Origin of the sequence: Streptomyces iranensis, from assembly GCF_017874715.1 — a bacterium.
GTDB classification, from domain to species: Bacteria; Actinomycetota; Actinomycetes; order Streptomycetales; family Streptomycetaceae; genus Streptomyces; species Streptomyces iranensis.
On sequence record NZ_JAGGLR010000008.1, the window covers coordinates 243,594 to 256,826 of the forward strand.

12 protein-coding genes and 2 pseudogenes are annotated in these 13,233 nt (G+C 66.3%); 11 read left to right on the forward strand and 3 right to left on the reverse strand.

From position 1 onward, the window contains the following. Position 1: 1 nt before the first annotated feature. Positions 2 to 460 (forward strand): nuclear transport factor 2 family protein, encoded by a 459-nt coding sequence (locus J2Z30_RS16540; protein ID WP_052701416.1) that lies wholly within the window; start codon positions 2 to 4, stop codon positions 458 to 460. Positions 461 to 826: 366 nt separating this feature from the next. On the opposite strand, the gene J2Z30_RS16545 is transcribed toward J2Z30_RS16540, so the two are convergent. Continuing rightward, complete coding sequence (locus J2Z30_RS16545; protein ID WP_052701415.1) at positions 827 to 1,648, reverse strand: helix-turn-helix transcriptional regulator; 822 nt, start codon at positions 1,646 to 1,648, stop codon at positions 827 to 829. Positions 1,649 to 1,967: 319 nt separating this feature from the next. On the opposite strand from J2Z30_RS16545, the pseudogene J2Z30_RS52255 reads away from it, so the two are divergent. The 5 genes and pseudogenes from J2Z30_RS52255 to J2Z30_RS16570 all read left to right on the forward strand — a co-directional run. After that, positions 1,968 to 2,102 (forward strand): annotated as a pseudogene (locus J2Z30_RS52255) (amidohydrolase family protein); the annotation flags it as partial. Between the two features lie 170 nt (positions 2,103 to 2,272). Beyond that, positions 2,273 to 2,794 (forward strand): annotated as a pseudogene (locus J2Z30_RS50955) (amidohydrolase family protein); the annotation flags it as partial. Next, positions 2,791 to 4,491, forward strand: a complete 1,701-nt coding sequence (mhpA, locus tag J2Z30_RS16560) for a bifunctional 3-(3-hydroxy-phenyl)propionate/3-hydroxycinnamic acid hydroxylase MhpA (RefSeq protein ID WP_245388057.1) — start codon at positions 2,791 to 2,793, stop codon at positions 4,489 to 4,491. The pseudogene J2Z30_RS50955 and the gene mhpA, both read left to right, overlap by 4 nt. Continuing rightward, positions 4,488 to 5,594, forward strand: coding sequence for an alpha/beta hydrolase family protein (locus tag J2Z30_RS16565; protein WP_209468702.1), 1,107 nt, complete (start codon positions 4,488 to 4,490; stop codon positions 5,592 to 5,594). The genes mhpA and J2Z30_RS16565 overlap by 4 nt, the downstream gene beginning before the upstream one ends. Before the next feature lie 322 nt (positions 5,595 to 5,916). Next, positions 5,917 to 6,612, forward strand: coding sequence for a FadR/GntR family transcriptional regulator (locus tag J2Z30_RS16570; protein WP_209468703.1), 696 nt, complete (start codon positions 5,917 to 5,919; stop codon positions 6,610 to 6,612). A gap of 322 nt (positions 6,613 to 6,934) precedes the next feature. Here the strand turns inward: J2Z30_RS16570 and J2Z30_RS16575 are convergent, their stop codons facing one another. After that, positions 6,935 to 7,792: a fumarylacetoacetate hydrolase family protein gene (locus J2Z30_RS16575; protein ID WP_044571257.1), complete on the reverse strand. Its 858-nt coding sequence runs from the start codon at positions 7,790 to 7,792 to the stop codon at positions 6,935 to 6,937. Beyond that, positions 7,789 to 8,355, reverse strand: a complete 567-nt coding sequence (locus J2Z30_RS16580; RefSeq protein WP_044571256.1) for a nuclear transport factor 2 family protein — start codon at positions 8,353 to 8,355, stop codon at positions 7,789 to 7,791. The genes J2Z30_RS16575 and J2Z30_RS16580 overlap by 4 nt, the downstream gene beginning before the upstream one ends. Positions 8,356 to 9,090: 735 nt before the next feature. Between J2Z30_RS16580 and J2Z30_RS49655 the strand changes: the two genes are divergently transcribed. The 5 genes from J2Z30_RS49655 to J2Z30_RS16605 all read left to right on the forward strand — a co-directional run bounded on the left by J2Z30_RS49655 (position 9,091) and on the right by J2Z30_RS16605 (position 13,217). Further along, positions 9,091 to 9,432 (forward strand): response regulator transcription factor, encoded by a 342-nt coding sequence (locus J2Z30_RS49655; protein WP_245388058.1) that lies wholly within the window; start codon positions 9,091 to 9,093, stop codon positions 9,430 to 9,432. A gap of 569 nt (positions 9,433 to 10,001) precedes the next feature. Then, entirely contained in the window at positions 10,002 to 10,919 is a 918-nt protein-coding gene (locus tag J2Z30_RS16590) for a LysR family transcriptional regulator (RefSeq protein ID WP_052701412.1), read from the forward strand. A gap of 150 nt (positions 10,920 to 11,069) precedes the next feature. Then, complete coding sequence (locus tag J2Z30_RS16595; protein ID WP_209468704.1) at positions 11,070 to 11,957, forward strand: fumarylacetoacetate hydrolase family protein; 888 nt, start codon at positions 11,070 to 11,072, stop codon at positions 11,955 to 11,957. Then, entirely contained in the window at positions 11,954 to 12,346 is a 393-nt protein-coding gene (locus J2Z30_RS16600; RefSeq protein WP_052701410.1) for a nuclear transport factor 2 family protein, read from the forward strand. The genes J2Z30_RS16595 and J2Z30_RS16600 overlap by 4 nt, the downstream gene beginning before the upstream one ends. A gap of 76 nt (positions 12,347 to 12,422) precedes the next feature. Then, positions 12,423 to 13,217: an SDR family oxidoreductase gene (locus J2Z30_RS16605; protein WP_044571252.1), complete on the forward strand. Its 795-nt coding sequence runs from the start codon at positions 12,423 to 12,425 to the stop codon at positions 13,215 to 13,217. Positions 13,218 to 13,233 lie beyond the last annotated feature (16 nt).

Below are 13,233 nucleotides of genomic sequence, written 5' to 3' on the forward strand. Positions count from 1 at the left end.
AGTGAACGCCACCAGCGATATTCAGAAGCGTCGCGAAGAGATTGCTATCAACTACTTCCGTATGGTGGACGCCGGCAACCCCGCGGTCATCGACATCTTCACTGAAGATGCTCATATGTTCTACCCGAAGTTCGGCATCGCGAGTGGGAAGGCGCAGATCGGAGCGTTCGCTCAGGGCCTCGGCCGGGGAATCGCGTCGCTCGAGCACGAGATCGAGGGCTTCACCGTGTTGTCGTCCGGGAACTATGTGGTCGTCGAGGGCGCGGAAAAGGGAACAACGACGTCAGGCGTGGACTTCCCTGACGGCGTTTCCTCCTTCGGGCTGTTCTGCAATGTGTTCGAGTTCGAGGGTGAACTCATCAAGAGGATCCACATCTACGTGGACCCGGACTTCGCCAACACGCACACCGAAGGTGTGGCTTGGGGTAAGTCGGTGCAGGACAGCATCGCCAGCCTGTAGTCACTGTCGCCTCGGCGCCCAGCCGCGGAGAGGCGGAACGCCGGGCGCAGGCTCGATAGCCTCCCCGTTTCACAATCCGCGGCAGGTCTGTGCTCCGCGTGCACCGCCGGCGAGGTCGGCCACGTTGATCACCCGGCTGCCCGCAAGTCCGGGTCCGTGCGGAAGGTCCGGCGACACATGGATGACGTCCGGCAGTTCACTCAGGGCGCGGGCGGCGTGGGCGAGTCCGTGCTCCGTGCCGTGCCGTGCCGTGCGGGGAGGGTGGCGACAATGTCCGGCTCATGCCCGGCAGGCTCGCGCTGCTGGGAGGGGCCCTGGCGCTGTGGCAGGCAGATGTCGTTCAGCGTCGCTATGCAGTGTCGCCGGTCAACTCGAGCGTGCCGTGTCCCTGAGGCGGACCAGTTTTCTGAGATCGTCCGAGCCTGGCACGGCGTGGTAGATCATCAGCCGCAGCGCGTCGGGCCCGTCGATGGCCAGGTTGTCCCGGGTCAGGGTGAACTCGCCGACCAGGGGATGGGCGAACCGGACCGGGGGTCGGTCCACCAGGTTGGCGACGGCGTAGCGTTCCCACAGTTGGTGAAAGCGAGTGTCACGCGCCGACAACTCGTCGACCAGTTCAGTCGTGCGCTGGTCGCCCGCATCGGCGGCGAGTGAGGCGCGGAACGAGGCGACCAGGTGATCGGCAACCAGATCCCAGTCGGCGAACAGCGCACGTTCGTCCGGGTCGAGGAACACCGACAGCAGGCGGTTCCGGCCGGGCCGCAGTTCCGGTGAGAGCGCGCGGGCCAGGGCATTGGACGCGAGGACGTCGAAGTGCTCGTCTTGTACGAAGGCGGGCAGGTCCAGCGTCTGCAGCAGCTGTCCGATGCTGGCCGGGACGGTCACCAGTCGGGCGTTGTCCACTTCCCTGGTCCGCGGCCGGCCCAGTGCGAGCAGGTGTGCCGTCTCGGTTGGGTCCAGCCGCAGTGCACGCGCGAGAGACTCCAGCACCTGCGCCGACGGATGCCGGTCCCGGCCCTGTTCCAGCCGCAGGTAGTAGTTCGAGCTGATGCCGGCGAGCAGCGCTACCTCTTCGCGGCGCAGCCCGGCTACGCGACGCGGTCCAAGTCCCTCAAGCCCGACGGTGCCGGGCGAGACCCGTTCGCGGCATGCGCGGAGGTACGCCCCGAGCAGGTTGTTTCGATGCATACCAAGCATCCTATTCGCGGGTGACCCTGTCGCTCCTAGGAAGAGCAGGGGTAAGCATGCGTCTCGGGTGCGGCCATAGCGTTTGGTCAGGGAACGGGCACAACACATTGGCGGAGAAGGGAAGCGTGCGATGCCGGACACCATGGGCCAGCGCATCATCGCGGTCGAGGAGCATTTCGCGACCACTCAGTTCTGGGAGCGGACGGCGGATCTGTCGGCGCTTCCCGGCGAGGATTCCGAGCGTGTGTATTCCCGCAGTTTCATCGCCAACGAGTTCATCAGCCGGCGGCTGACGGATCTGGGGACCCGGCTGGAGGAGATGGACCGGACGGGTGTCGACGTGTCGGTTCTCAGTCTGAATCCGCCGGGCGTCCAACTCTGGTCCGACACCGCGACGGCGACGTCGCTGGCACGAGAGATGAATGATGCGCTCGCCGACATCGTGGCTGGTAGCCCTACCCGGTTCGCCGCACTCGCCGCCATTGCGCCCCAGGATCCCGAGGCGGCGGCCGAGGAGATCCGGCGCACCACCGGGACGCTGGGGTTCGGTGGCGTACTGATCGGGTCGCATACCGGTGGGCAGTACCTGGACGAGCCGGAGTCCGAGCCGATTTTGGCCGCCATGGAGGAGACCTACAGCACGCTGTACCTGCACCCGCGGATGCCGAGCCCGCGGATGCTGGCCCCGTTCAACAGGCGATCTGGGGTTTCCAGGCCGAGGCCGCGACGCACGCGATGCGCTTGATCCTCAGCGGCGCTTTTGACCGGCATCCCAACCTACGCATGGTTCTCGGTCATCTGGGCGAGGGTATCCCGTACTGGCTCTGGCGTATCGACAACCTGTACGCGAAGACATATGCCTGGGCGCGCGACGTGCTCAACATGGTCAAGCTCGAACTCAAGCCCAGTGAGTACTTCCAGCGCAATATCTGGATCACTACGAGCGGTATGTTCGACCATGACGCGCTGGACTATTGCCTGACCAAGGTCGGCGCCGAGCGTGTGCTGTTCGCGGTCGACTATCCCTACGAGGACAGTGGCGTCGCCACCGAATTCCTGGCCAAGGCGAATCTGGACGACGAACAGCGGGCGGCCATCAGCCACCGTAATGCCGAGCGACTGTTCCGCGTACCGCCGACGGCATGACAGGAGACACGAGAACCTCCTCCTGGCGCGGGTTCGAGAAAAAGGAGTGCGTCAAACCATTGGAGGCGAGCGCAATGATCCATGAGTCCTACGACGTCGATGTCGCCGTCGTCGGCTACGGTCCGACCGGTCTGGTCGCCGCCTCGATCCTGGGCGGGATGGGCCACCGCGTCGTCGTCGTTGAGCGGCATCCAAGCCTGTACGGCCTGCCCCGGCTCACCCACATCGACGGGGAGACCGCGCGCATCGTTCAAGCGGCCGCAGACGTTGATATGGCCCTGCGCGCCACCCAGGCGCTGGACAGCTTCAAGTATCTCAACGCGGACGGCGAGATCCTGGTCGAGCTGCCCTGGGCTGGAGAGTCGTGCGGGCACCCGGCCCACATCTCGATGTACCAACCCGACATCGAGGACGCGATCGACGGACGGGTGAGGCAATACCCGAACGTCGTCCGCCTTCCAGGATGGCAGGCAACGGACCTTCGCGTTCTGGCCGATCAGGTCGAGCTGACGGCACGGCCGACGCACGACGGGGCACCGCCGCCGGACGCGCCCAATGTCCGCCAGGTGGGGATCCGGTCCAGGTACCTGCTCGGCGCGGACGGCGCCAACAGCTTTGTGCGTACCGCGCTCGGAATCGGGCAGTCCGACTTCGGCGTCGACGAGCGCTGGTTGAACATCGACACGAAGGTGCTTCGCCCCCTGCCGAAGCGGTTCAACCACACCATGCTGTTCTGCGACCCCGCCAGGCCTCACATGTTCATGCCGATCGGCCAGAAGCGCCAGCGCTTTGAGTTCGCCGCGTTGGCGGGCGAGGACAAGGACCTCCTTGAGGACCGCGGCCGCGCTTGGCAGTGGTTGTCACAGGCGCATGGCCTCGGCCCCGATGACATCGAGATCATCCGTCAGGTCCTGTACCCCATCAAGGCAAGGATGGCTGACTCCTGGAGCAGCGGTGGCCGCGTGTTCCTGATGGGCGACGCGGCCCACACCATGCCGCCGACCATGGGCCAGGGTGCCTGCTCCGGCATGAGGGACGCGATCGCCCTCGCGTGGAAGCTCGATCTAGTGCTGCGCGGACAGGCCACGGAGGCCCTGCTGGCAACCTACGAGGCGGAGCGCCGGCCGCACGCCCGGACGATCGTCGAGACGTCGGTCCTGCTCGGTGAGGTCGCGTACACGATGGACCCGGTGCGTGCCGCCGCCCGTGACGAAGCGTGGCTCAGCGGTTCCATGTCATCGCCGCCCCCGTTCCCCCTTATTGGGACCGGAGTCATCCAGACCACCGACGACGACAGCCCCGCACCGTCCGCCGGCACCCTCGCGCCACAGGGCATCGTGTCCACCCCCGACGGCCGGACGGGACGGTTCGACGACGTGTTCGGGCACAGCTTCACGCTGGTGACCCGAATGGGGACCGACGGGCTGCTCGACCGCGAGCAGGAAACGTTTCTGGACGGGATCGGCTGCACAGTGCACACACTGTTCGACGGTGATGTTCGCTCCTTCCGGGACGAGGCGGGCACATACACGCGATACCTGGAGGAGATCGGCGCCGACGTGTTCATCAGCCGCCCGGACTTCGTGGTCTTCGGGTCGTGCGTCGCTGCCGATCTGGGTGCGCTGATCGCGCAGCTTCGGGACAAACTGAACTACGTCGGGCTGCCAGACGCCCAGAAACTGGCAGCCACACGATGAGCCAACCGAACCTCAACCGGACGAACCCCATGCCGCCGGGGCAGAAGCTACTGGCGGCGCAGTGGCGGTCGATGACCCCGACCCGCATGTTCGACTACGGCATGCTGCCGGACGATATCGCCCGTATGCAGGCGATGACCGCGGAGGGCATGGCATGGGACGTTGCCGCCGAGTCGCTTGCCGATGACCAGGAGCGCCGCGCGCTCGGGGCGCTGGGCGACGACCATCGGGTGACGGCGGTCGAGGCGTACCGCGCGGCCGTGGCCGACCTGGTCTTCGCACAGATGGCGTTCAACCACGACACGCCGCGCAAGCGCCGGATATACGATCGGCTGAGCTCGACGCTGTCCACGGTCTCCGGCCTCCTTGGCGACCGATTCGAAAAGGTGGAGCTGGAATTCGGCTCGCGGTATCTGGTGGGCTGGCTGGTCAGGCCGCCGCAAGGTGAGGCACGCGGCACCGTGGTCGTGTTCGGCGGCCAGAGCGGGTGGGGTGCGGCGTATTGGCGCCACGCTGATGCGCTGGCCGCGCGCGGCCTCGCGACCATCCTGACCGAGGGACCGGGCCAGGGGGAGACCCGGCTGCGGCACGGTGTCTTTCTCGACGTGGACGTCCCCGCCGCCTACAGCAGGTATGTCGACTTCGTGTACGAGAACCAGTCGCTGGGCTCTGCGGTGGGAGTCTTCGGCAATAGCCTTGGTGGCCTCTACGCGGCGCTCACCGCGGCGGCAGACCGCCGGGTGCAGGCCTGCTGTGTCAACGGCGCACCCGCCCGACCGTCGTTGCTCGGACATCGCAGCTTCGACGAACAGGCCGCGGCAATGCTCGGCACGGACGACACCGACCGCATCGCCGCGAATTTTCGCCGGCTTGCGTTCGACCCCGGCCGGGCGCGCATCGACTGCCCGCTGCTGGTTCTGCATGGCGGACACGACGTGCTCTTCGACCTCCAGGCGCAGCAGCCTTTCCTCGACGGCACCGGTGACGGCGTGGACGGGAGGCTGCGTGTCTGGCCGGACGGTGACCACACCATCTACAACCACTGCCAGGAGCGCACATCGCTCGTTGCGGATTGGTTTGCCGACAAGCTCGCACGGCATTGACGGCAGCCCGGCATGCATCGTCCGCACTGCGCGGTGTGGAAGGCGACTTGCCGTTCTATGCGCCGCCGAGCGGACCGTTTACCCCCGGGGGTAACGGCGTGGGCGCCGACCAGGTCGTGAGCAAGCCGGCTCGGCCGGGTCGGCGCACCGACCCGGGCCGGTGTCGAGCCGCCGCGGCAGCGGCCCACCGACGGCAGGGTCCGGCCGGTATCGCAGCGCAACAGCAGATCGGTGGCCGGTGGCCGACTGCCGATGGAACTGGCGTGATACACCGCGTTCTGGTACATGACCACGATCGCGACATGCTCATATAATGCAAACTATGGTGGATGTGGCGCTCTCAGGGATGACGCGGGCTGAGGCGGTTGGCCAGCACGTCCGGCGCGTGATCGCTGAGCGTGATTTGCGGCCCGGTGCGCTGATCGGCACCAAGACCAATATCCGTGAGTCGGTCGGTGTGGCCAAGGCGACGATGAATGAGGCCGTCCGGTTGCTTGAGTCGCAGGGCGTTGTGGTCGCCCGGCCGGGCCCTGGGGGCGGGTTGTTCGTTGCCCAGCACGATCCGGTGGTCAAGCTCGGCCAGAGTCTGCTGACGGTGGGCGGGGCGCCCGTCTCGGTCGCAGACGCGGTCGTCGTCCGCGAACTGCTCGAACCCCGGATCATCGTGGATGCCGCCAAGCACCGGACCCAGGACGACATTGCCGTGATCACCACCCAATCAGCGGCATTGACTGACGTGGTCGACGACCCGAACGCGTTCGTACACGCGGTCTGGGAACTGCACAGGACCTTTGCGCGGATAAGCCCTAATCGGATCCTGCGCGAGACCTACCTCTCGATGTTGAGGTTCATCGATGCCGAGACGGTGAGGATCAGCTCGGTCGAGGAGGAAGCCGGCCATCGCCGGTATAAGCAAGGGCGCTTGCGGCTGCACCAGGACATCGCGGAGGCCGTCGTAGCGGGTGACTTGAGCGGAGCCGCCGACCTCGCCCGCGAGCACTCCCTGACGGAGGAATAGCGCAGCCGACGCCCCACCTCACGCCGGCTCGGTCGCGGCCATTCACGCGGGGATGGCACCCATGCGTACACCTCATGCGGTGTGCGGACCCGTCCAGCAGGCGTTGTCCGCGCGGGAGAACACGGTGGGGCCAGCGGCGCCTCCTCCGACGCCTTGACGACGATCGTGTTTCCGGCTGCCAGCGCACACGTCGGTGATGGACAGGAGCGCCTGCTGCCGCTGGGTGAAGTGCAGACGGCACCAGCCCTCCGTCGCCCCACCTGCTGATCACGGTCGAGTCGCGCCCCCTGCCTCTGGTGGACCGCGCGGTGCACGGTCACGATCAGAGCTCGTGTCGCGCGGCCAGGTCGGCGCGGCTCACGATCGGCGTGCGGAGCACGCCGATGTTTTCGACCTCGACCTCGACGGCGTCGCCGGCGGTCAGATAGACCTGTGGCTTCATGCCGAGTCCCACGCCGGCCGGGGTACCGGTCGCGATCACGTCGCCCGGCTTCAGGGACACCGTGTCCGTGATGTAGGCGATGATCGATGGGATGTCGTGGATCAGATCCCTGGTGTTGCCGAGCTGCATGACCGAGTCGCCGACGCGGGTTCGCAGCGTCAGCGAGTTCGGGTCGCCGATCTCGTCCGGTGTGACCACCACCGGGCCGATCGGCCCGCTGCGATCCGCGTTCTTGCCCAGCGTGAACTGTGCCGTCTCCAACTGCTTCTTGCGCGCACTGAGGTCGTTGAAGGCGGTGTATCCCAGCACGTGCTGAGACGCGGTAGCGCGATCCGCGGCCCAGACCCGGTCGGCGATGATCACTGCGAGCTCGACCTCCCAGTCCAGGCCGTCTTCGTTCGGCGGCACCGGCACCGGGTCGCCGTCGACGACGAGGGTGTCGGCCCATCGGCCGAAGATCATCGGAACCTTCGGAGTGTCCAGTCCAGAGTGTTCCCTGGATTCGTCGCCGTGCGCGTGGTAGTTGATGCCGACACAGAACACCCGCGCGGTCTGCGGCACCGGCGGTGCCTCGACCAGCTCGGCGCGGACCAGCCGCTTGGTCACTTGATCCGCACTCGCTGTGGCTGTCCGCGGATCGGCGTAAAACGCGCTCACCTCACCCAGCGGGATGACGTGGCTCCCGTCAACAGCGCCGATGTGCCGTGTCCCATTGTCCACGTATCCGATGAGCTTCACTTGTCCGCCCAATTGCCGTAGTCGGGGCCGTCGGGGAAGTCGGTGACCTTCGCACCCTCGGGCACGGCGTCATGGTCGAGCGGTCCGCCGTACGCGCGTGAGATCTCGTAGGCGATCTCGCGCGCGATCTTGCCGTCCTTCATCTCGAAGCAGTGGATCAGACGCATGCTGATCCGCTGGCCGGGCTCGAACGGCAGGTTGGGCATGTCCTTGCCCACCACCGTCACATCGGCGATCTGGTCGTCGAACACGAAGTCCTCGGTGGCGAAGCGCCGCAACGTGGTCGTGCGGTTCCAGTGCACCGTCCTGAAGATGCCCAGGTAGCCTTCCCGGACGTCGGCGACGTTGCCGTAGACCATGCCGCGTGCCGGGGCCTCCCACACGATGTCGGGACCGTACACGGCCAGGGCCTTGTCGATGGATTCGGGGTTCTCGTTGTGGAAGTGCGCCTCGACCACACGCAGGTTGTGCGCGATCAGTTCCTCGCGGGTCAACGTGCTGATGTCGACATCCGGCACTACGCCATCGTCGCCGAGCACTGCCTGCTCGTTCCGGGGGGCCATCTGATCTCCTCTTCCGCGCGTCGGTCGGCCGACTGTCGCAAGAAGCTCGTCACAGCGAATCGGGCATCGGCGGCCGCCACATGCTCGGATGGCTGAATGCATTGGACCTAATGGTTAGGGTCATTTTGAGTATGGGTTCGGCGAAGGGCGTGTGTCAACGACGGTGGCGATCCCCTGAGCCGGGCCAGTTCCTCAAGATCGTCCGAGCCTGGCCGGACGTAGTGGACCGTCAGCCGCGGCGCGTCAGGCCCGTGCACGGATGGATGCGGGTCCCGGCCCTGTTCCACGCCGGGCGAGACTCGTTCGCGGTACGCGCGCAGGTACGCCCCGAGCAGGTTGTTTCGGTGCATGCCACGACTTCTGTTCGCAGGTGACCCTGTCGCTCCTAGGAAGAGCAGGGGTAAGCATGCGTCTCCGGTGCGGCCGTAGCGTTTGGTCACAACGAGTTCATCAGCCGGCGGCTGACAGATCTGCGGACCCGGCTGGAGGAGAACGAGTCGTGCGGGCATCCGGCACACATCTCGATGCAGCAACCCGATATCGATGATGCGACGACGCGTGGGCGCGGCAGTGCCACCACGTCCTGCGACCTGTTCGGTCGGCAGGCGACTGGCTTTCGCGTCCTGGCCGACCCCGAGGAGGGGCCTGAGCGCTTCATGCCACGTTTGCCTGCCCTTAGTCGGCTCGGGAGGCAGGGGGCATGGGGCGGCGATCACCCGTGGCAGCATCCGACTCATGGTCACCTTCACCCCAGAGATCTTCAGTCGGGCCCTGTTCACTGTTGCCGCGGGCGGCGGCAGCTTCCCTCCTGCCCTCCAGGGGGTGCTCATGCGGCAGGTTCGGTGGACCCATCGCGAGGTCCTCACGCCCCGCGGCCTGAGCGCGTCCGCCGTCAGCCCCCGCGAACTGGACGTGCTGCGCCTTGTCGCGGAGGGTGAGGGACTTGCGAAGATCGCGGTGAAGCTTTCGTACTCCGAGCGCACCATCAAAAACGTATTGCACAGCCTGATGAAGCGGATGAACCTGCATAACCGTGCGCATCTTGTCTCGTTCGCGATACGCACCGGCCTCATCTGACATGCGGTCGACCGCCGGAGGCATGAGCCATCCGCGATGTCGCCAGTGCAGTTGGTCGTCGCGGCGATGGTCCGGAGCATGACGTCGGCCTGCCACGCCAGTTCATGGTGATGTGGGAGAACAGCCGGTGTGCGCTTCTGCCTTCCAGCCCCACCACTGAGCACAAGCCGGGACGGCACATCATCGCCGCGTGACGACCGCGTCGTCGTTCAGCCTGCCGTCTTCGCCTGGTGGGCTCGGACCCATGCTCCGCCTCGCCCAGCACTGGCCCTGGACCAGCGGGATCACAGCTGCCCTCGAACGACTCGCGCTTCTGCCGAACCCGGGCCCCGAGCCGACACTCAGCCTGCCCGGCCTCGGCCAGGCTATTGCGTGAACGGCAGCCGAGCAATCAGTCCGGTATGCGCGGACGAGGCATCCATAAATCTTGTGGAAGGCCCTCGAAATACGAATGCTCTCGATTCGGAGGATAGGACGTAGGATGCAAAACGTTACAGGTCCACTGCTGACAGACTCATGCAGTACGACCGCGCACAACCGCGTCGCCGCGCATCGAAGGAGCGAGAACGATGACTATGGAGTTGCGGCACGTCAGGTATTTCGTCGCCGTGGCGGAAGAGTTGAATTTTGGTCGCGCCGCAGCACGGCTGAATATAGCGCAGCCGCCCCTCAGCGTACAGATCCGGGACCTTGAGAGGGAGCTCGGCGTCAAGCTGTTCGAGCGAACGGGGAAGGGCGTGACCCTGACACAAGAGGGTGCGGTATTCCTCTTGGAGGCGCGGCAGATCTGCGATCAGGTCAGCCGGGCGCGGCACGCGGTGAACCAGGCCACCGCGGGCGAACTCGGCCACCTGCGCGTGGCGGGAATTCCCTTTGCGTTCATGGAAGTGCTTCCGCTGGTCATACCGAGGTTCCGTGAGGAGAACCCCCACGTCCTCATCGACCTCCGCGAGGCCGGGACTCAGGAGAGCTTCGACTCTCTGCGAACCGGGGCGATGGACATCGCTTTCGTGCGACAGAGCGATCCAGTCGCCGGCCTTGAGGTCCTTCCCCTGCTGACGGGGCGGTTCGAACTCATAGTGCCGCGCGGCCATCGGCTTGCGCGAGATCGTCCCGCGGACATCGCCGAGTTGGCGTTCGAGCCGCTTGTCATGACATCACGGCAGATCTCACCGTACTACTACGACCGGACCCTCTCCGCCATGTCCGCCGCCGGTATAACGCCGCATGCGGTCGTGGAGGCGACTTCCATTCAGGCCCAGTTGGGCTACGTGGCCAGTGGCATGGGCGTTTCCCTGGTACCGGCTTCCGCGCGGTGGATGAGCTCGAAATACATCGAATGGGTTCCGCTCAAGCAGGCGATCGTCGCGACAGAAGTGGCCGCGGTCTGGGCTTCGGGACCTGTCCCGCAGGTCCTCGATAATTTCCTCAAAGTCGTGCGTGAAGAATCCGCTGGTGATCACGGCTGCGTGCGGCCGGGCCGGTAGGAACAGCCTGATAGCCGCTGAGTATCGGGACCTGATGCAACAAGTATTGGACCCCGCCGGCCATGTGCCGCTTATATGAGTGCAGTCGGCGTTCGACACGATGTCAACGTCGACGGGTTCAGGACAATGCCATGGGACGGAGTCTGTCGGGTGCTCGTTTCGCAGACAACGGACGGGGTGGCGCGCGTCACCGGAACCCGATACGAGGTGCTGGAGGTCGGTGGCGCTTCCTTGTCCGATCTCGTGAAATCGGGGTCGCTGCACTTGCTCGCCCACGCCCGGACAGTCCGCACTCTGGAGCAGGAGACGGTCACCGTTCAAGCTCCGATCGGCGCTCCCGGAAAGATGGTCATCGTCGGGTTGAATTACCGGGACCACGCCGCCGAAATGAGGTTGGCACTCCCCACGGTCCCGCGGGTGCACCTGACGGCGGCTTCCGCGGTCACCGGCCCCGGCGCCGACATCCGGTTGCCCCGGATAGCGGAGACGGCGGTGGACTACGAAGGAGAGGTAGCGGTGGTCATCGGTACGCCGGCGTGCGATGTGTCCGAGGCGGCGGCCTGGGATCACGTGGCCGGGATCACCGCCGCCAACGACGTGAGCGCCAGGGACGTCCAGAACGGAAGCAACCCCCTCGTGTCCGGCCCCAACGTGGGATTGGCGAAGGGGTTCGACGGGTTCAAGCCGCTCGGGCCGGCGCTCCTGACCACGGACAGTGCCCGCGAGGGCCGGGAACTGGCTCTGCGCACGCTGGTCGACGGGGAGACACGCCAACAGTCCAGCACCGCGCAGATGCACTTCTCCATTGCTCAGCTCGTGTCAACGATCAGCCAATACACCACGCTGCACCGCGGCGATGTGATCCTGACCGGCACCCCTGGCGGCGTAGGAGTCTCAAGCGGCCGTTATCTGCGGGCCGGACAGGTCGTCGAGGTCGAACTCGAAGGCGTCGGTGTGCTCCGTAACCGCGTCGTCGCGCCGACCGCGGTGTCCGCTCCCCACAATTCCAACCACAACCGAGGACGGCAGGGATCATGAGCAAGGCGCATGTCGAGTACATGTACCAGCGTTTGGCCGAGGGCGACTTCGGAGTGGTCTTCGAGAAGCTCTCCCCCCACGCGCCATGGATCGAGGCGGAGAACGTGCCCTACTCCCCGGGCGCGCCGCTCAAGGGTCGCGAGGCGATCCAGAAGACCGTGTTCGACTCGCACGAGAGGGACTTCGCGGAGTTCCACATCAACGTCTCCCGCATCGTGGACGGGGGAGACACCGTCCTGGTGCAGGGACGCTACGTCGGGGTCACCAAGGCCGGAGCCAGACTCGACGCGATCTTCGCCCACGTGTGGGACTTCGACGGCGACACGATCGTGCGTTTCCAGCAGTACAGCGACACGTGGCAGTGGCGCCGCGTCCTCGGCCTTGGGTAGCGGTCCGTCGGAGGGTGCACGGATTCGGCGGTCAGGCACATGTGCGTCGGCATCGGATCGACAAGGAGCAGCAACGGTGGACTTGAGGCTTGATGGCAAGAGAGCCCTGATAACCGGTGGAAGCCGGGGACTGGGGTACGCGGTCGCCGAGGAACTCTCCCGCGAGGGAGCGCGGGTCGCACTTCTCGCCCGGGACGCCGACGCCGTCGAGAGCGCGGCGGCCGGGCTTCGGGCCGCGGGGCACGACGCCATCGGTGTCGTGGCGGACACGTCCCAGGACCGGCAGGTCGAGTCCGCAGTCGCGGTGGTGACGCAGCAGTTCGGGGGTGTCGACATCCTCGTGAACGCGGCGGCCAAGGCAGGGGGAGGCCCTGCGACGGGTTTCCTGGACCTCGACGACGATGATCTCCGCTTCGAGATGGAGACGAAGGTCCTGGGCTATCTGCGTTGCGCGCGGGCCGTCGCGCCCCAGATGATCGAGCGCGGTTGGGGCCGGATCATCAACATCGGCGGGCTCGCTATGCGCCGCACGGGATCCGTCTTCGGCTCGGTTCGCAACGTTGCGGTCGCCGCGGTGGCCAAAAACCTCGCGGACGAACTCGGCCCACAGGGGGTCAATGTGACGGTCGTACACCCCTGGGTGACCGAGACCGCGGGCGTGCAGACCGTGATCCGTGACAGCGCCGCGGCGCGCGGGCTGACCGAGGCCGACATCGCCGAGGAACTCGCTGCCGACGTGAGCGTCGGCCGCCTCATCCAGCCGTCCGAGGTCGCGCACGTGGTGGCCTTCCTGGCCTCGCCGCTCAGCGTGGCGATCAACGGCGACGCCGTCGCCGCCGGCGGCGGCCTGCGCGGACCGATCTTCTACTGACGTGGCAGGAGCACAT

Excerpts from the sequence above, each read along its gene's own strand:
- J2Z30_RS16570 (WP_209468703.1), top strand. The coding sequence starts at position 5,917 with ATGGTGGATGTGGCGCTCTCAGGGATGACGCGGGCTGAGGCGGTTGGC.
- J2Z30_RS16545 (WP_052701415.1), bottom strand. The coding sequence starts at position 1,648 with ATGCATCGAAACAACCTGCTCGGGGCGTACCTCCGCGCATGCCGCGAA.
- J2Z30_RS16600 (WP_052701410.1), top strand. The coding sequence starts at position 11,954 with ATGAGCAAGGCGCATGTCGAGTACATGTACCAGCGTTTGGCCGAGGGC.
- J2Z30_RS49655 (WP_245388058.1), top strand. The coding sequence starts at position 9,091 with ATGGTCACCTTCACCCCAGAGATCTTCAGTCGGGCCCTGTTCACTGTT.
- mhpA (WP_245388057.1), top strand. The coding sequence starts at position 2,791 with ATGACAGGAGACACGAGAACCTCCTCCTGGCGCGGGTTCGAGAAAAAG.
- J2Z30_RS16590 (WP_052701412.1), top strand. The coding sequence starts at position 10,002 with ATGACTATGGAGTTGCGGCACGTCAGGTATTTCGTCGCCGTGGCGGAA.
- J2Z30_RS16565 (WP_209468702.1), top strand. The coding sequence starts at position 4,488 with ATGAGCCAACCGAACCTCAACCGGACGAACCCCATGCCGCCGGGGCAG.
- J2Z30_RS16580 (WP_044571256.1), bottom strand. The coding sequence starts at position 8,355 with ATGGCCCCCCGGAACGAGCAGGCAGTGCTCGGCGACGATGGCGTAGTG.